Source organism: Constrictibacter sp. MBR-5, from assembly GCF_040549485.1.
Lineage (GTDB): Bacteria > Pseudomonadota > Alphaproteobacteria > JAJUGE01 > JAJUGE01 > Constrictibacter.
Genome location: NZ_JBEPTK010000009.1, coordinates 25,846 through 42,434, shown reverse-complemented (window position 1 = coordinate 42,434; position 16,589 = coordinate 25,846). Strand labels below are relative to the sequence as shown.

The following is a 16,589-nucleotide window of genomic DNA, read 5'->3' as shown; positions in this document are numbered from 1 at the left end:
GCCGGGTCGGCCGTAAGGCTCCCGCTGGGCCTGCTGCCGGTTGGAACCCGAACGAGATGCGACTTTTCCAGTCATTCCGCAAGGACCCCGATGCAGCGGCGGCGCGCGAATTGTATCGCAGCGCGGTGACGCAGGCACGCGATCCGGCCTTCTTCGCGGACTGCGGCGTGCCGGACACGTTGGACGGCCGATTCGAGACGATCGCCCTGCACGTGTTCCTGGTGCTGCGGCGGCTGGGGTCGGATTCGGGCGAGCGCGCGCGACCGCAGAGGCTGGCGCAGTCGCTGTTCGACACCATGTTCCTGGACATGGACGAGAATCTGCGCGAGATCGGCGTCGGCGACCTGTCCGTCGGCAAGAAGGTCAAGGACATGGCTAAGGCGCTCTACGGGCGGATCGCCGCCTACGAGGACGGCCTCGCCGGCGACGACGCCTATCTGATGGAAATCGTGCGGCGCAACCTCTACGGCACCGTCACCGACGGCGACGTCGCGGTGGACGCGCCGGTGCTGCAGGCGGTCGCCGCCTATATCCGCCGGGCCGAGGCCTCGTTGCGCGACCAGCCGATGACGGAGCTGCTGGCTGGACGCGTGCACTTCGCGGCACCGCCGGCGGCGGAGGCAGTCTGATGCCCTCGCGCGCGCATTTCGAGGGGCCGGCCGCGCCGGCGGCCGCACCGGAATTCTCCCGGCTGGTGCGGCTCGGCCAGGTGGGGCGGTCGGGCCTGCACAAGACGATCTCGGCGACTCCCGAAGAGCGCCGGGCGCTGGAGCGCCGCTTCGACCTGTCGTCGCTCGACAGGCTGGAGGCCGACGTGACGGTGGAGGCCCTCGGCCGCGGCGGCATCTATCGCGTCTACGGCCGTTTCGAGGCGGATCTGGCGCAGTTCTGCGTCGTCACCACCGACCCGGTGCCGGCGCATCTGGCCGAGACGTTCGAGACCGCCTTCAGTGCCGACCCGGCCTTCACCGAGGCCGGCCCCATCGAGGTGGACGTGGATGCCGAGGACCCGCCGGAACCGATCGAGGGCGACGCCATCGACATCGGCGAGGCGGTGGTCCAGCAGTTCGCGGTGTCGCTCGACCCCTATCCGCGGGCGCCGTCCGCGGACGAGGCGCTGCCGGCGCCGGACAGCGACGAGAACGAGGCCGCCGGCGGCGCGGACGATGCCGCTGCAACCAGACCGAACCCGTTCGCGGCGCTCGCGCATCTGAAGCGCGAGTGAGGGCAGGGCCGAGAGGCCGCGAGGACAGACCACAACCGGAACCATGACCCACAGAGGGCGGGCGTTGCTCCTCGGGGTGAATTGCGATAAAGAACGCCGCTTCAGCTCACCGGAAACCGAATCATGGCCGTTCCCAAGAAGAAAACAAGCAAGTCCCGTCGGGATATGCGCCGCTCGCATCACGCGCTCTCTCCCGTCGCGCACACCGAGTGCCCGAACTGCGGCGAGCGGAAGATGCCGCATCACGTCTGCGGATCGTGCGGCCACTATCGCGAACGCGAAGTCGTAGACCAGCAGGCCGGCTGAGGCCGGCCGCGAGCGAGGAAAGCAGCGATTGGGCGATCGCCTGACGATCGCGCTCGATGCCATGGGTGGCGACCGGGCTCCCGACATCGTTCTCCGCGGCGCGGACATCGCGCGGGAGCGATACCCGGATGTGCGGTTCCTGATATTCGGTGACGAAGCGGCGATCTCGCCGCATCTCGCCGCTTTGCCCCGTCTGCGCGAGCGGTCGGAGGTACGGCATACGAGCGACCGCATCACGAGCGACACGAAACCTTCGGCGGCGCTGCGCACCGGCCGGACGTCGAGCATGTGGCTCGCCGTCGAGGCGGTGCGCGACGGGCTGGCGGGTTCCGTCGTGTCGGCGGGCAACACCGGCGCGCTGATGGCGATTTCGAAGTTCGTGCTGCGCACGCCGAAGGGCGTCGACAGGCCCGCGATCGCCGGCATGCTGCCGACCTCGCGCGGCGAGTGCGCGATGCTCGACCTGGGCGCCAACGTCGAGTGCGACACCGAGAACCTCGTGCAGTTCGCGGTGATGGGGGCGCTGTTCTCCAAGGTCGTGCTGGGGATCGAGCGCCCGACGGTCGGCCTGCTGAACGTCGGCGCCGAGGAACTGAAGGGGAACGAGACGCTCCGCGGCGCGGCGGCGCGCCTGCGCGCCGACGACCTGCCGATGGAGTTCAGGGGCTTCATCGAGGGCAACGACATTCCCGCGGGCACCGTCGACGTGGTCGTCACGGACGGCTTCACGGGCAACGTCGCCCTGAAGACGGCCGAGGGAACCGCCCAGCTCTGTGCCGGCTTCCTGAAGGAAAGCTTCAAGAGCTCGGTTCTGGCGATGGCGGGGTACATCCTGGCGCGCGGCGCCCTGCGCAAGCTCCGCGGTCGGCTCGATCCGCGGCGCTACAACGGCGCGGTCTTCCTGGGCCTGAACGGAATCGTCGTGAAGAGTCACGGCGGTTCGGACGATTTCGGCTTCGGTAACGCGGTCTGCGTCGCCATCGACATGCAGCGGAACGGCTTCATGGAGGGGATGCGGTCCGAGATGGAGCGTCTCTATGGCGGCTCCGGGCCGCAGGCAGCGGTGGCCGGTTGATGATTCGATCCGAAGTCCTGGGCTGCGGCGCCTACCTGCCGGAGCGCATCGTCACCAATGAGGAACTCGCCCGGCGGCTGGACACGTCCGACGAGTGGATCGTCGCGCGGACCGGCATCCGCGAGCGCCGCATCGCCGCCGAGGGCGAGAAGACCTCTGACCTGGCGCTCCGGGCGAGCGAGGCGGCCCTTCAGGCCGCCGGCGTATCGGTCGACGAGGTCGACCTGATCGTCCTCGCCACGGCGACGCCGGACTATACCTTCCCCTCGACCGCGACGACCGTGCAGGCCGGGCTCGGCATGTATCACGGCGCGGCGTTCGACGTGCAGGCGGTCTGCTCCGGCTTCGTCTATGCGCTGTCCATCGCCGACAATTTCATCCGCGCCGGCCAGACCGGGACGGCGCTGGTCATCGGTGCGGAGACCTTCTCGCGCATCCTCGACTGGAACGATCGCGGCACCTGCGTCCTGTTCGGCGACGGCGCTGGCGCCGTCGTGCTGCGCGCGGCCGAGGGTGCCGGCAATTCGTCGGACCGGGGCATCCTGTCGACCCATCTCCATTCCGACGGCCGGCACCGCGACCTGCTCTATGTCGACGGCGGTCCCTCGGCGACCCAGTCGGTCGGCCATCTGCGCATGGAAGGCCGAGAGGTCTTCAAGCACGCCGTGACCAATCTGGCCGCGGTGGTGAACGAGGCGCTGATCGCGAACGGGCTCGACGCCGACGACATCGACTGGCTGGTGCCGCACCAGGCGAACCAGCGCATCCTCGACGGCACTGCCCGGAAGCTGGGCGTGTCGCCCACCAAGGTCGTGTCGACCGTCGCGCGCCATGCCAACACGTCGGCCGCCTCCGTGCCGCTGGCGCTCGCCGAGGCGGTGGGCGACGGCCGGATCAAGCGCGGCGACCTGCTGCTGCTGGAGGCGATGGGCGGCGGCTTCACCTGGGGAGCCGGCCTCGTCCGGTGGTAATCGGTCTGAATCCGAAGCGCGCGATTGACCCCACCCCCGCATGAGGACTAGCGTTCCAACCACTACGCGTGTGAGGAGCTCATGTCCGGAAAGACCGTCACCCGCGCGGACTTGGCGGAGTCGATCTATCGGGAAGTCGGTCTGTCGCGAAGCGATTCCGCCGATCTCGTCGAGGCCGTCTTGCAGGAGGTCGGCGATGCGCTCGCGCGCGGCGAGCAGGTGAAGATCTCCTCCTTCGGCAGCTTCGGCGTGCGCCAGAAGGGGCAGCGCATCGGGCGCAACCCGAAGACGGGCGAAGAGGTGCCGATCCTGCCGCGCCGCGTGCTGGTCTTCCGTCCCTCGCACGTGCTCAAGGGACGCATCAACCGTCCGGAGGCGCCAGCTCGCTGATGGGTGGCAACGGTACCGACGAGCAGTCTTCTCTCTTCTCGGCGAACGGTCGGCGCGGCAAGTCTCCCGCCGCCTATCGGACGATCAGCGAGGTTGCGACCGACCTGGACCTTCCCCAGCACGTGCTGCGCTTCTGGGAGACCAAGTTCCCCGTGCTCTCGCCGCTGAAGCGGGGCGGCGGGCGGCGCTACTATCGCCCGGAGGACGTCGAGCTCCTGCGGCGCATCAAGACCCTGCTCCACGCCGAGGGCTACACGATCAAGGGCGCGCAGCGCGTGCTCCGCGATCCGTCGGCGCGCGGCGGTCCCGACGACGCGGACGACGTCGAGGACGGCGCCGAGGAGGCCGCCGAGGCGGTGCCGTCCGATCCCCGCGGCGAACTCTCCGAGATCCTGACCGAGCTGAAGGCGCTGCGCCGCCTGCTCGACGACAAGGCCGGTTGACCCGCCTCTCGCCGCCGGCTTGAGGACGCGCCGTGCCGGACGTAGAGTCCGGCCCCGAGGGAAGATCCTCGGCACGACCCAAGGAAGAGGCGAAGACATGGCTCTCGCGCAGCAGAAGCCCGACATCGCGGGCGAGCGCAAGGCGGTACTGGCGGCGCTGCTCGCCGACGTCCGCGCGATCGAGGCGGCGAAGGGCATCACGCCCGCGGCCCTGGAGGAAATCCGCGAGAAGGTGCAGGCGCTGACCGAGCGCCCCGACCTGTTCGGCGAGGAGACCTTCCCGTCGCCGACCGCCGAGAAGCCAAACGTGATCTATCTGCTGAGCGAGGATCCGGACGGCCGCTTCGCGCTGTACCTGTCCTGCGGCATGCCGGGCAAGCAGACGCCGCCGCACGACCACACCACCTGGGCGATCATCGCCGGCATGGGCGGCGAGGAGGAGAATCGCATCTACCGCCGCACCGACGACGGCTCGGTCGAGGGCAGGGGGCAGGTGGAGGTCGTCCGCACGAAGATGCTCCGCCGTGGCGACAGCATCGCCTACATGCCGGACGACATCCACTCCATCCACAATTTCGGCAGCACGCCGACGCGGCACTTCCACCTGTACGGCCGCAGCCTGGAGCAGCTGCCGGGCCGGGTGCAGTACGATATGGCCGCCGGCACCTACAAGGTGTTCCCGGCGCAGCCCTACATCACGCGTGTGGCGGGAGTTTCGGCATGACCGCGACCGTCGCACCCGCCGCCCTCCATGCGATGCTTCTCGACGGTGCCGAGCTGGCCCTGCTGGATGTGCGCGAGGAGGGTCGGTTCTTCCACGCCCACCTGCTGTGGGCGGTCAACCTGCCGCTCAGCCGCCTGGAGCTGAAGCTGGCCGACCTGGTGCCGCGCCGCAATGTCCGCATCGTCCTGTGCGACGACGGCGACGGCCTCTCGGAGCGCGCCGCGGCGCGTCTGAACGCGCTCGGCTGGGGCGACACGACAATCCTGGAGGGCGGCGTGCCGGGTTGGGGCGCCGCCGGCTTCGAGGTCTTCAGCGGCATGAACGTGCCGACCAAGGCCTTCGGCGAATTCGTCGAGCACGAATACCATACGCCCTCCGTCTCGGCCGAAGAGCTGAAGGCGATGATGGACTCCGGCGAGAAGCTGGTGGTCCTCGACAGCCGGCCGATGGACGAATACGAGGTGATGAACATCCCCTCCGGCGTCTGCTGCCCCGGCGCCGAACTGGTCTATCGCGTCGGCGAGGTCGCCGCGACGCCCGACACCACGGTCGTGGTGAACTGCGCCGGCCGCACGCGCAGCATCATCGGCGCCCAGTCGCTGATCAATGCCGGCATTCCGAACAAGGTGGTGGCGCTGCGCAACGGCACCATGGGCTGGCACCTCGCCGGTCTCGACCTGGAGCGCGGCAATCGCCGCCACGCTCCGGCACCGTCGGGCGCGACGCTGTCGCAGGCGCAGCAGGCAGCCGCCGCGGTCGCGGCACGCTTCGGCGTGGAGACGATCGACGCCGCGGGCCTGTCGGCCTGGGAGCGCGATCCGACGCGCACGACCTTCCTGCTCGATGTACGCAGCCCCGAGGAATATGCGGCCGGCCACATGCCCGGAGCGGTTTCTGCACCGGGCGGCCAGCTGGTCCAGGCGACCGACCGCTATGTCGGCGTGCGCAACGCCCGGCTCGTCCTGGTCGACGACAACGGCGTGCGTGCGACCATGACGGCGCACTGGCTGGTGCAGATCGGCTGGGAGGTGCGCGTGCTGGCGGGCGGCCTGCCGTCCTCCGGTCTCGTGAGCGGCCCGCAGCCGGCGCAGGTCGTCGGCGTGGAGCCGGTCGACGAGATCGCGCCGGCCGAACTGGCGGCGCTGCTCGACGGCGGCAAGGCGGTGGTGATCGATCTCGCCGACAGCCGCACCTATCGCAAGGCGCACATTCCGGGTGCCGTGTGGGGCGTGCGGTCGCGGCTGGCCAAGGTCCTGGCGGCGGCCGACGGCGCGGGCACGGTCGTGCTGACGGCGTCGGACGATGCGCTGGCGCGTCTCGCGGCGGTCGACGCGAAGGCGCTGACCGATCGGCCGATACGGGTGCTGGCGGGTGGCACGCCGGCCTGGCGGCTCGCCGGACTGCCCCTGGCCGAGGGCCGCGAGCGGATGGCCGACGAGACGGACGACGTGGCGCTGCGCCCCTACGACCGCGACGACGGCATCGAGGACGCGATGCGCGAATACCTGAGTTGGGAGGTCGAGTTGGTCCGCCAGATCGAGCGCGAGGGCACGGTGCGCTTCCGGGCCGTCCCGGCCTGACCCACGGGCCGAGGCGCCGATGCTCGTGCCGCGTTCCGTTCGGGCATCGGCCGCCGGGATATCGGCGGCAGGGACATCCGCTCGGCGGGTCGGGGCGGCGGCACTGGACTTCCTGCTGCCGCCGCGCTGCATGCGGTGCGGCACCGGCGTGGCGAGCGCCGGCACCGTCTGTGCCCGCTGCTGGAGCACGCTCGGCTTCCTCGGAGCGCCCTGGTGCCGCTGCTGCGGCCTGCCGTTCGAGCACGATGCGGGCGCCGAGGCGCTCTGCGGCGCCTGCACGCGCGAGGCGCCGGCCTTCGACCGGTGCCGCGCGGCGCTGCGCTACGACGACGAGAGCCGCGGCCTGATCCTCTCCTTCAAGCATGGCGATCGCACCCAGACGGCGCCGCTGTTCGCGCGCTGGATGGTGCAGGTGGGTGCCGAGATCCTGCGGGATGCGGACCTGATCGTGCCGGTGCCGCTGCACTGGACGCGGCTGCTGGCGCGGCGCTTCAACCAATCCGCGCTGCTCGCGCTGCGGATCGGCCGCGAGACGGGCATCGAGGTCCTGCCCGACGGTCTGGTGCGGTGGCGGCGGACGGCGTCCCAAGGCCACCTGACCCCGACGCAGCGCGCCGACAACGTGCGCAGCGCCTTCCGGCCGCACCCGCGCCGCGGTGCGCGTCTCGCCGGGCGGCGGGTGGTGCTGGTCGACGACGTGCTGACGACCGGTGCCACGGTCTCCGCCTGCGCGCGCGTGCTGCGCCGGACCGGGGCCGCCTCGGTCGACGTGCTGACCCTGGCGCGCGTCGTCCGCCCCGCGCCCTAGGGGGGTGGTGGATGGCGGCGGCGGCGTGACTATATCCTCGGGAGTCCGCATGTCCGCGGACGCGAAGCAGGAGGGCGGCTTTCGCATGGCCAAGGTCGAGATCTATTCCAGCATGTACTGCCCCTATTGCCACCGGGCGAAGCGGCTGCTGGAATCCAAGGGTGCGGCGTTCGAGGAAATCGACGTCGACGCGGAACCGCTGCGCCGGCGCGAGATGATGGAGCGGGCCGGCGGCAAGCGGACCGTGCCGCAGATCTTCATCGACGGCCTGCATGTGGGCGGGTGCGACGAGATCCACGCACTCGACCGCAAGGGCGAACTGGATCCGCTCCTCGGAGGCACGGCATGAGCACCACGTTCAAGGCGGCCTGCGTCCAGACCAACACCGGGCCGGACCCGGAAGAGGGCACGCGGATCGTCGCGGACGGCATCCGCCGGGCGCGCGACGCCGGTGCGGACTTCATCACCACGCCCGAGAACGTGCTGATGATCGAATCACGCCGTGCGGCGGTGCTCGGCAAGGCGGAGGAGGAGGCGGCCCACCGCGGCCTGCAGGCCTTCCGCGACCTGGCGCGCGAGACGGGCGCCTGGCTGCTCGCCGGCTCCCTGACGGTCAAGGTCGAGCCCGAGCGCGTGGCGAACCGGTCGGTCCTGTTCGATCCGCAGGGCGCGGTGGTCGCCAGCTACGACAAGATGCACATGTTCGACGTCGACCTGGCCGACGGCGAGTCCTACCGCGAATCGCGCACCTACCGGCCGGGCGATGCGGCGGTCATGGCGGCGCTGCCCTGGTGCGACCTGGGCATGACCGTCTGCTACGACATGCGCTTTCCCTATCTCTACCGCGACCTCGCGCATGCCGGCGCCAAGATGCTGACGGTGCCGTCGGCCTTCACGCGGCCGACGGGCCGGGCGCACTGGCACGTGCTGCTGCGCGCGCGGGCGATCGAGACGGGCTGCTTCGTCGTGGCGGCGGCCCAGTGCGGCGAGCATGCGGGCGGGCGCAAGACCTATGGCCACTCGGTGATCATCGACCCGTGGGGCGAGGTCCTGGCCGATGGCGGCGAGGAGCCGGGCTTTATCGTCGCCGACATCGACCTCGCCCGTGTTGACGAGGCGCGCCGCATGATCCCCTCGCTCCAGCACGACCGCACGTACGCCCCGGTGCCCGTTCGGGCGCGCGCGGCGGAATAGGTCCCGACGCAAAAACGCCCGCCTCCCTTCCGGCAGGCGGGCGTTTTGGTGGCGCCGTCTATTCGTAGACGATCGTCAGGATCTCGTAGGAGCGCGAGCCGCCGGGGGCTTCGACTTCCACCTGATCGCCGGCGCTCTTGCCGATCAGCGCGCGCGCCAGGGGCGAGCTGATCGAGACGAGGCCCTTGGAGATGTCGGACTCGTCGGGCCCGACGATCCGGTAGGTCAGTTCCTTGTCGGTGTCCTCGTCGACGATCTTCACCGTGGCGCCGAACATGATCTTGTCGCCGGACATCTTTCGCGGATCGATGACCTCGGCACGGCTGATCTTGTCCTCGAGTTCCGCCACGCGGCCCTCGGTGAAGGCCTGACGCTCCTTGGCGGCGTGGTACTCGGCGTTCTCGGAGAGGTCGCCATGCTCGCGCGCCTCGGCGATGGCGCGGATAATGGCCGGGCGCTCTTCGGATTTGAGCCGGCGCAGTTCATCCTGCAGCCGGGCATACCCGTCGGGCGTCATCGGGACCTTTTCCATCTCGCGACTCCAGAGAGAAAACGCAACATAGGCACACGCCGCGGAATAAAGTTCCGCAACGCGCGCGTGCCGCCACTGTTATTCGACGGGAAAGGGCGAAGCCCCCGTCAAAAGCCCCCGATAAAATACGATTGCAGGGGGAGCACTTCAAGCTGACCGGCCTTCAAAGCCGCGATCGCCTCCACCGCGGCCCGAGCGCCGGACGCCGTGGTGTAATAGGGGATGCGGTTCACCAGGGCGGTGCGCCGGAGGCTGAAGCTGTCGGTGATCGCCTGGACGCTGTCGGTCGTGTTGAAGACCAGCTGCACCTCGCCGTTCTTCATCGCGTCGACGATGTGCGGGCGGCCTTCCAGCACCTTGTTGATGCGGCCGACGGGCAGGCCGGCCGCTTCCAGGGCGCGGGCGGTGCCGCTGGTCGCGAGCAGGCTGAAGCCCATCTCCACGAGGCGACGGGAGGGACCCAGGATCGCCTCCTTGTCGCGGTCGCGGACGGAGACGAAGACCGTGCCGGCGAGCGGCAGGATGGTGCCGGAGCCGAGCTGCGACTTGGCGAAGGCGCGCCCGAAGTCGCGGTCGATGCCCATGACCTCGCCGGTCGACTTCATCTCCGGGCCCAGCAGCGTGTCGACGCCGGGGAAGCGGGCGAAGGGGAACACCGCCTCCTTCACCGCGATGTGTTTCAGGCGGGCCCGCTCCAGGCCGAAGCCGCCCAGCCGCTCGCCGGCCATGATGCGGGCGGCGATCTTGGCGATCGGCACGCCGGTCGCCTTGGCGACGAAGGGGACCGTCCGGCTGGCGCGCGGATTGACCTCGAGGATGTAGATCTCGTCCGTCCCGTCGGCGCCGGGCTTGACCGCGAACTGGACGTTCATCAGGCCGACGACGTTCAGCGCCAGGGCCATCGCCCTGGTCTGCTCGGCGATCGTCTCGACGGTGGTGTCCGCCAGCGAGTAGGGCGGCAGGGTGCAGGCGGAATCGCCCGAATGGACGCCCGCCTCCTCGATATGCTCCATGATGCCGGCGACATGGACGTCGGTGCCGTCCGCCAGCGCGTCGACGTCCACCTCGATGGCGTCGCTGAGATAGGAGTCGACCAGGACCGGGTTGGCGCCGGAGACCTTCACCGCCGTCTGCATGTAGCGCAGCAGGCCGGCGCGGTCGTGGACGATCTGCATGGCCCGGCCGCCCAGCACGTAGGACGGCCGCAGCAGAACCGGGTAGCCGATGCGCTCGGCGATCGCCTCGGCCTGTTCCACCGAGGTCGCCGTACCGTTCTCCGGCTGGCGCAGGTTCAGCGTGTGGAGCAGCTGCTGGAAGCGCTGGCGATCCTCGGCATGGTCGATCGCGTCGGGGGAGGTGCCCAGGATCGGGATGTTCGCCGCCTCCAGGGCCGCCGCCAGCTTCAGAGGCGTCTGGCCGCCGAACTGCACGATGGCGCCGAGCAGCGTGCCTCGGCTCGCCTCGACATGGGCGATCTCGATGACGTCCTCGGCCGTCAGCGGCTCGAAATAGAGCCGGTCGGCGGTGTCGTAGTCGGTGGAGACCGTCTCCGGGTTGCAGTTGACCATGATGGTCTCGAACCCGGCCTCGCGCAGCGCCATCACGGCGTGCACGCAGCAATAGTCGAACTCGATGCCCTGGCCGATCCGGTTCGGGCCGCCGCCGAGGATCATGATCTTGCGGCGATCCTGCGGGTCGGACTCGCAGGCCGCGGCGTTGAAGCCGTTGCCCTCGTGCGCGGAATACATGTACGGGGTGCGCGAGGCGAACTCGCCGGCGCAGGTGTCGATACGCTTGTAGACCGGCCGCACGCCCAGCGCCCGTCGTCGCGTGGCGACCTCCGTTTCGGTCAGGCCGGTCAGCTCGGCCAGACGGGCGTCGGAGAAACCCTGCCGCTTGAGGCCGGCCATGTCCTGGACATCGTCCGGCAGGCCGTCGGCGCGCACCCGCTCCTCGACCTGGACCAGCTGGCGGATCTGCTCGAGGAACCAGGGGTCGATCTTGCAGGCCGCCTGGATCTGGGATGTCGTGAGGCCGTGTCGATAGGCCTGGGCCACCACTAGGATCCGGTCGGGCACGGGCTGCGCCAGCGCCGCCACGACCGCCTGCGGGTCGACGCCACCCGGCGCGTCACGATCGGCGCCCGGGATGTCGACCTCGTTCAGGCCGGTCAGGCCCGTTTCCATCGACCGCAGTGCCTTCTGCAGCGATTCCGCGAAGCAGCGGCCGATCGCCATCGCCTCGCCGACCGACTTCATCGAGGTCGTCAGCAGGGCCTCGGTGCCCGGGAACTTCTCGAAGGTGAAGCGCGGGATCTTGGTGACGACATAGTCGATCGTCGGCTCGAACGACGCCGGCGTGACGCCGGTGATGTCGTTGTCGAGCTCGTCGAGCGTGTAGCCGACGGCGAGCTTGGCCGCGACCTTGGCGATCGGAAAGCCGGTCGCCTTGGACGCCAGCGCCGAGGAGCGCGACACGCGCGGGTTCATCTCGATGATGACCATGCGCCCGTCGGCCGGGTTGATCGCGAACTGCACGTTCGAGCCGCCGGTGTCGACGCCGATCTCGCGCAGGCACGCGATCGAGGCGTCGCGCAGGATCTGGTATTCCTTGTCGGTCAGCGTCAGCGCCGGCGCCACCGTGATCGAATCGCCCGTATGGATGCCCATCGGGTCGATGTTCTCGATCGAGCAGATGATGATGCAGTTGTCCGCATGGTCGCGGACGACTTCCATCTCGTACTCCTTCCAGCCGAGGACGGATTCCTCGACCAGGACCTCGCGGACGGGCGAGGCCTCCAGGCCACCGCGGACGATCTGTTCGTACTCGTCGCGGTTGTAGGCGATGCCGCCGCCGGTGCCGCCCAGCGTGAAGGAGGGCCGGATGATCGCCGGCAGGCCGGTGTCCTCCAGCGCCCGCCAGGCGTCCTCCATGCTGTTCACCACGGCGCTCTTCGGCGTCTCGATGCCGATGGCGTTCATCGCGTCGCGGAACAGCAGCCGGTCTTCGGCCTTGCGGATCGCGTCGCGGCGCGCGCCGATCAACTCGACGCCGTATTTTTCCAGCGTCCCGTCGTCGGCGAGGGCGAGGGCGGTGTTCAGGGCCGTCTGGCCGCCCATCGTCGGGAGCAGCGCGTCGGGACGCTCGCGCTCGATGATCTTGGCGACGATCTCGGGCGTGATCGGCTCGACATAGGTCGCGTCGGCCAGGTTCGGATCGGTCATGATCGTCGCCGGGTTCGAGTTGACCAGGATGATCCTGTATCCCTCCTCGCGCAGCGCCTTACAGGCTTGCGTTCCGGAATAGTCGAACTCGCAGGCCTGGCCGATGACGATCGGGCCGGCTCCCACGATCAGGATCGACTTTATGTCTGTGCGTTTTGGCATGGGGGAGCTGACTGCCGCGGTCGTGTCGGGATGTTAGCTTTTACCGTCGATCATCTGGATGAAGCGATCGAACAGATAGTGACTGTCGTGCGGTCCCGGCGACGCCTCCGGGTGGTACTGCGCCGAAAAGGCGCGCCGCTTCCTGGATCGCACGCCCTCGATGGTGCCGTCGAAGAGGGATACGTGCGTCGTCTCGACGTCGCCCGGCAAGCTTTCCGGCACGACGACGAAGCCGTGGTTCTGACTGGTGATCTCCACCTTGCCGGTGGTCAGGTCCTTCACCGGATGGTTCGCGCCGCGATGGCCGAGCTCCATCTTCCGCGTCTCGGCGCCGAGCGCCATCGACAGCAGCTGGTGGCCGAGGCAGATGCCGAAGACCGGCAGGCCCTTGTCCATGACGCTGCGGATCGCGGGGACCGCATACTGCCCGGTCGCGGCCGGGTCGCCCGGGCCGTTCGCCAGGAAGACGCCGTCCGGCTTGTGGCGCAGGATGTCCTCCGCCGTCGCCGTGGCGGGCACGACGGTCAGCCTGCAGTCGCGGCCGGCGAGCTGGCGCAGGATGTTGCGCTTCGCGCCGTAGTCGACCGCGACGACGTGCCGCGACCCTTCGCCCGCCGTGCCGTAGCCTTCGCCGAGCTTCCAGGGGGTCTGATCCCAGGAATAGGCCTGCCGGGTCGTCACCTCCCGGGCGAGATCCATGCCTTCCAGCCCCGGCCAGGCGCGCGCTTCGGCGAGGGCCGCATCGATGTCGATGGCGCCGTCCGGCGCGTGCACCAGGACGCCCGTCGGCGCGCCCGCATCGCGGATGCGGCGCGTCAGCTGGCGGGTGTCGATCCCGGCGATGCCGGGCAGGTCGTACGACTTCAGCCACGCGTCGAGATGCTGCATCGCGCGGAAGTTCGAGGGATCGGTGGGATCCATGCGCAGGACGACGCCACGCGCCGACGGCGTGGTCGTCTCCACGTCCTCGACGTTCGTGCCGACATTGCCGATATGCGGGAAGGTGAAGGTGATGATCTGGCCCGCATAGGAGGGATCGGTGATGATCTCCTGATAGCCGGTCATCGAGGTGTTGAAGCACACCTCGCCGACCCTGCGGCCCGCGGCGCCGACGCCGCGGCCCCAGAGGACGGTGCCGTCGGCCAGAACGAGCGCGGCAGTCGCCCCGCGCGGACGGCCCGGCCGGGCCGCGGTCGGGCTGTCCGGCGTCAGTCTTTCCGGCATGAAGCTACCTTTCTTCCGTGCAGACGGGCAGGCGTCGATCGCCCCGATGGCCGCCGTGGCTGACACCCGTCTGTAATCTTGACGGCCGACAGCGCTCCCCCATATGTGTCGCCGCCGGACGGCTGGCGAGGGGAACCCTGAGCGGGGGCTAGATAAGCGGCGGCGGCGATCAGGTCAACAGGCACTGGCAGCCTAGAAATGCAAAGGCATTTCAGGAGGTTGGCCGGCACCCCGGCGTTTTCCGACCTGTTTGCCGATTGTGGCCCCGAAGCCGGACCCTGGATTCCTGACAGCGGTGGTCGCAGATGCGAACGCAACTCAACGAGGCTCTCAAGGCCGCCATGCGGGGGCGCGACGCGTGCGCCGTCTCGACGCTCCGGCTGATCCTGGCGGCGATCAAGGACCGCGACATCGCCGCGCGCGGCACGGGCCGCTCCGAGGGCATCGGCGACGACGAGATCCTCGACCTCCTGCAGAAGATGATCCGGCAGCGCCAGGAGTCGATCGCCCTCTACGAACAGGGCGGCCGCCTCGACCTAGTCGAGCGCGAGGCGCGCGAGATCGAGGTGATCCGCGGATTCCTGCCGACCCAGCTCGACGAAGGCGAACTCTGCGCGGCGGTGCGGGACGTGGTCGGCGACCTGGGCGCCGTCGGCCTCAAGGACATGGGGCGCGTCATGGCGGAACTGCGCAATCGCTATGCCGGGCGGATCGATTTCGGCAAGGCGAGCGCGCTCGCACGCGAGCAGTTGGTGTAATAAGGATGGATCGAGCGCCGGCCGCCGACGATCGGCCGCCGCTCTTCGCTTCGGCCGCCGTCACGCACAGCGCAGAGGAGCCCCGTTCGCATGAGCTTTCCACCGGGTTTCCTGGAGGAGCTGCGCGAACGCGTGTCGCTCGTCGGAACGGTGGGGCGCCGGGTGCGCCTCGTGCGCCGCGGCCGGGAACACACCGGTCTCTGTCCCTTCCACAACGAAAAGACCCCGTCCTTCACCGTCAGTGACGAGAAGGGCTTCTATCACTGCTTCGGCTGCGGCGCGCACGGCGACGCCATCAGCTTCCTGATGGGCACCGAAGGCCTGACCTTTCCCGAGGCGGTGGAGCGGCTGGCCGCAGAGGCGGGGATGGAGGTGCCGCGGCCGTCGCGCGAGGAGGCGGCCCGGCACGAACGGGCGCGCGGCCTGCACGAACTGCTGGAAGCGGCCTGCGCCTGGTTCGAGAAGCAGCTCCGGCTTCCCGAGGGCCGGGCGGGACTGGACTATCTGCGTGGCCGCGACCTGGACGACGCGACCATCCTGCGCCATCGCCTGGGCTTCGCCCCCGACCGGCGCGGCGCCGTCGCCGCGGCCCTGAAGCGCGACGGCTTCGACGAGGCGGCCATGCGCGAGGCCGGCCTGCTGAAGCAGGCCGACGACGGGCGCGACTACGAGTATTTCCGCGGCCGCGTGATCTTCCCGATCACCGACCGGCGCGGGCGGGTCATCGGCTTCGGCGGCCGCACGCTGGGCGACCAGCAGCCGAAATACCTCAACTCGCCGGAGACCCCGGTCTTCCACAAGGGCCGCGTCCTCTACAACCATGCGCGGGCACGCGCCGCCGCCGGCGACGCCGGCGAGGTGATCGTGGTCGAGGGCTACATGGACGTGATCGCGCTCGACAAGGCCGGCATCGCCAACGCCGTGGCGCCGCTGGGGACGGCCGTCACCGAGGAGCAGATCGAGGCGCTTTGGCGGATGGCCCCCGAGCCTGTGCTCTGTCTGGACGGCGACGAGGCGGGGCGGCGGGCCGCCGTGCGCGCCGCCGAGCGGGCGATGCCGCTGCTGCGCGCCGGCCTGTCTCTCCGCTTCGCCAGCCTGCCGCCGGGCGAGGATCCCGACAGCCTGGTGCGGACCTCGGGCGTCGAGACGATGCGTGCGGTGCTGGCCGCCGGTCGGCCCCTGGCCGACCTGGTCTGGCAGGTCGAACTCGCCCGCCAGCGGCCCGACACGCCCGAGCGCCGGGCCGCGCTGCGCCAGCGCCTGATGGACGCGGCCGAGAGCGTCCGCGACCCCGTCGTTCGCGAATATTACGTCAACGACTTCCGCGGCCGCCTGTCGGAGCTCTTCGCCCCGCGGCAGGCGCGCGCCGAGGGCCGGCGGCAGGATGGCCGGCCGGGGGGACGGCAGGGCAACCGGCAGGACTGGCGCCGCGACGGGCAGCCGAACGGCCGGATGCCGACGCCGCAGCCCGAGGGGCTGGTGTCGCGCGGCGTGGCCCTGCTCGGACAGCGGCACCGGGTGCAGCAGACCGTGCTCGCCACCCTGGTCAATCATCCGGACATGATCCACGAGTTCGGCGAGCGCCTGGTGACGATGCGCTTTTCGGACAATCGGTTGGACGGATTGCGCACCGCGATCTTAAACTGCGCTGCGGCCGCCGATGCGCTTGACGGGTCTTCCCTGAGAGCCCAATTAGGTCAGGCTGGGTTCGGTGAAGCGGTGGAAACCATCCTCCGCCCTGAGATTCTCATGCACGCGGCTTGCGCGCGGGTCGGGGCGGACAGCGTGAAGGTTCGACTTGGCTTGATGCATCTGTTGGATCGTGCGCACGAACCGGTCTTGTTGCAGGAACTCGACGCGCGGGTCAGCCGGTTGGATGATCGCGCGTCCGATGACGAACTGGACGGGATCGTCGGCTTGGTCGCGAACGAGCGGGCACGCATGACGACGCCGGACGAGAGTTGAAATGGGAG

The 16,589-nt window shown here is 69.8% G+C and carries 17 protein-coding genes; 14 read left to right on the top strand and 3 right to left on the bottom strand.

Annotation, left to right across the window (positions count from 1 at the left end):
* Positions 1 to 56 precede the first annotated feature (56 nt).
* The 12 genes from ABIE65_RS17890 to ABIE65_RS17835 all read left to right on the top strand — a co-directional run bounded on the left by ABIE65_RS17890 (position 57) and on the right by ABIE65_RS17835 (position 8,716).
* Positions 57 to 629, top strand: a complete 573-nt coding sequence (locus ABIE65_RS17890) for a ubiquinol-cytochrome C chaperone family protein (RefSeq protein WP_354079568.1) — start codon at positions 57 to 59, stop codon at positions 627 to 629.
* Positions 629 to 1,225: a DUF177 domain-containing protein gene (locus ABIE65_RS17885; protein WP_354079566.1), complete on the top strand. Its 597-nt coding sequence runs from the start codon at positions 629 to 631 to the stop codon at positions 1,223 to 1,225. The genes ABIE65_RS17890 and ABIE65_RS17885 overlap by 1 nt, the downstream gene beginning before the upstream one ends.
* A 123-nt stretch (positions 1,226 to 1,348) precedes the next feature.
* Positions 1,349 to 1,531 carry a 50S ribosomal protein L32 gene (gene rpmF / locus ABIE65_RS17880; RefSeq protein ID WP_354079564.1) on the top strand — a complete coding sequence of 61 codons (183 nt, stop codon included), beginning with the start codon at positions 1,349 to 1,351 and terminating at the stop codon, positions 1,529 to 1,531.
* Between the two features lie 28 nt (positions 1,532 to 1,559).
* Positions 1,560 to 2,606: a phosphate acyltransferase PlsX gene (gene plsX / locus ABIE65_RS17875; RefSeq protein ID WP_354079562.1), complete on the top strand. Its 1,047-nt coding sequence runs from the start codon at positions 1,560 to 1,562 to the stop codon at positions 2,604 to 2,606.
* Positions 2,606 to 3,577: a beta-ketoacyl-ACP synthase III gene (locus ABIE65_RS17870; RefSeq protein ID WP_354079560.1), complete on the top strand. Its 972-nt coding sequence runs from the start codon at positions 2,606 to 2,608 to the stop codon at positions 3,575 to 3,577. The genes plsX and ABIE65_RS17870 overlap by 1 nt, the downstream gene beginning before the upstream one ends.
* Before the next feature lie 81 nt (positions 3,578 to 3,658).
* Positions 3,659 to 3,967, top strand: coding sequence for an integration host factor subunit alpha (locus ABIE65_RS17865; RefSeq protein WP_354079558.1), 309 nt, complete (start codon positions 3,659 to 3,661; stop codon positions 3,965 to 3,967).
* Positions 3,967 to 4,410, top strand: a complete 444-nt coding sequence (locus ABIE65_RS17860) for a MerR family transcriptional regulator (RefSeq protein ID WP_354079556.1) — start codon at positions 3,967 to 3,969, stop codon at positions 4,408 to 4,410. Before ABIE65_RS17865 ends, ABIE65_RS17860 begins: the two co-directional genes overlap by 1 nt.
* Positions 4,411 to 4,507: 97 nt before the next feature.
* Positions 4,508 to 5,134: a cysteine dioxygenase family protein gene (locus tag ABIE65_RS17855; RefSeq protein ID WP_354079554.1), complete on the top strand. Its 627-nt coding sequence runs from the start codon at positions 4,508 to 4,510 to the stop codon at positions 5,132 to 5,134.
* Positions 5,131 to 6,714 carry a rhodanese-like domain-containing protein gene (locus ABIE65_RS17850; protein WP_354079552.1) on the top strand — a complete coding sequence of 528 codons (1,584 nt, stop codon included), beginning with the start codon at positions 5,131 to 5,133 and terminating at the stop codon, positions 6,712 to 6,714. The genes ABIE65_RS17855 and ABIE65_RS17850 overlap by 4 nt, the downstream gene beginning before the upstream one ends.
* 19 nt (positions 6,715 to 6,733) lie before the next feature.
* Positions 6,734 to 7,522, top strand: coding sequence for a double zinc ribbon domain-containing protein (locus ABIE65_RS17845; RefSeq protein WP_354079550.1), 789 nt, complete (start codon positions 6,734 to 6,736; stop codon positions 7,520 to 7,522).
* 85 nt (positions 7,523 to 7,607) lie between these two features.
* Positions 7,608 to 7,871, top strand: a complete 264-nt coding sequence (gene grxC / locus ABIE65_RS17840; RefSeq protein ID WP_354079791.1) for a glutaredoxin 3 — start codon at positions 7,608 to 7,610, stop codon at positions 7,869 to 7,871.
* Complete coding sequence (locus ABIE65_RS17835; RefSeq protein ID WP_354079548.1) at positions 7,868 to 8,716, top strand: carbon-nitrogen hydrolase family protein; 849 nt, start codon at positions 7,868 to 7,870, stop codon at positions 8,714 to 8,716. The genes grxC and ABIE65_RS17835 overlap by 4 nt, the downstream gene beginning before the upstream one ends.
* Positions 8,717 to 8,774: 58 nt before the next feature.
* Here ABIE65_RS17835 and greA read toward each other — a convergent pair whose 3' ends face one another.
* The 3 genes from greA to carA all read right to left on the bottom strand — a co-directional run bounded on the left by greA (position 8,775) and on the right by carA (position 13,858).
* The gene (greA, locus tag ABIE65_RS17830; RefSeq protein ID WP_354079546.1) at positions 8,775 to 9,248 is read right to left on the bottom strand and encodes a transcription elongation factor GreA; all 474 of its coding nucleotides are present in this window, start codon (positions 9,246 to 9,248) and stop codon (positions 8,775 to 8,777) included.
* A 107-nt stretch (positions 9,249 to 9,355) separates the two neighbouring features.
* Complete coding sequence (carB, locus tag ABIE65_RS17825; protein ID WP_354079544.1) at positions 9,356 to 12,634, bottom strand: carbamoyl-phosphate synthase large subunit; 3,279 nt, start codon at positions 12,632 to 12,634, stop codon at positions 9,356 to 9,358.
* Positions 12,635 to 12,667: 33 nt separating this feature from the next.
* A complete protein-coding gene (carA, locus tag ABIE65_RS17820; RefSeq protein ID WP_354079542.1) occupies positions 12,668 to 13,858 on the bottom strand; it encodes a glutamine-hydrolyzing carbamoyl-phosphate synthase small subunit in 1,191 nt (396 codons plus the stop codon).
* 305 nt (positions 13,859 to 14,163) lie between these two features.
* On the opposite strand from carA, the gene ABIE65_RS17815 reads away from it, so the two are divergent.
* Together ABIE65_RS17815 and dnaG are read left to right on the top strand one after the other, a co-directional pair.
* Positions 14,164 to 14,616 (top strand): GatB/YqeY domain-containing protein, encoded by a 453-nt coding sequence (locus ABIE65_RS17815; RefSeq protein WP_354079540.1) that lies wholly within the window; start codon positions 14,164 to 14,166, stop codon positions 14,614 to 14,616.
* Positions 14,617 to 14,706: 90 nt separating this feature from the next.
* Positions 14,707 to 16,581: a DNA primase gene (gene dnaG / locus ABIE65_RS17810; protein WP_354079538.1), complete on the top strand. Its 1,875-nt coding sequence runs from the start codon at positions 14,707 to 14,709 to the stop codon at positions 16,579 to 16,581.
* Positions 16,582 to 16,589 lie beyond the last annotated feature (8 nt).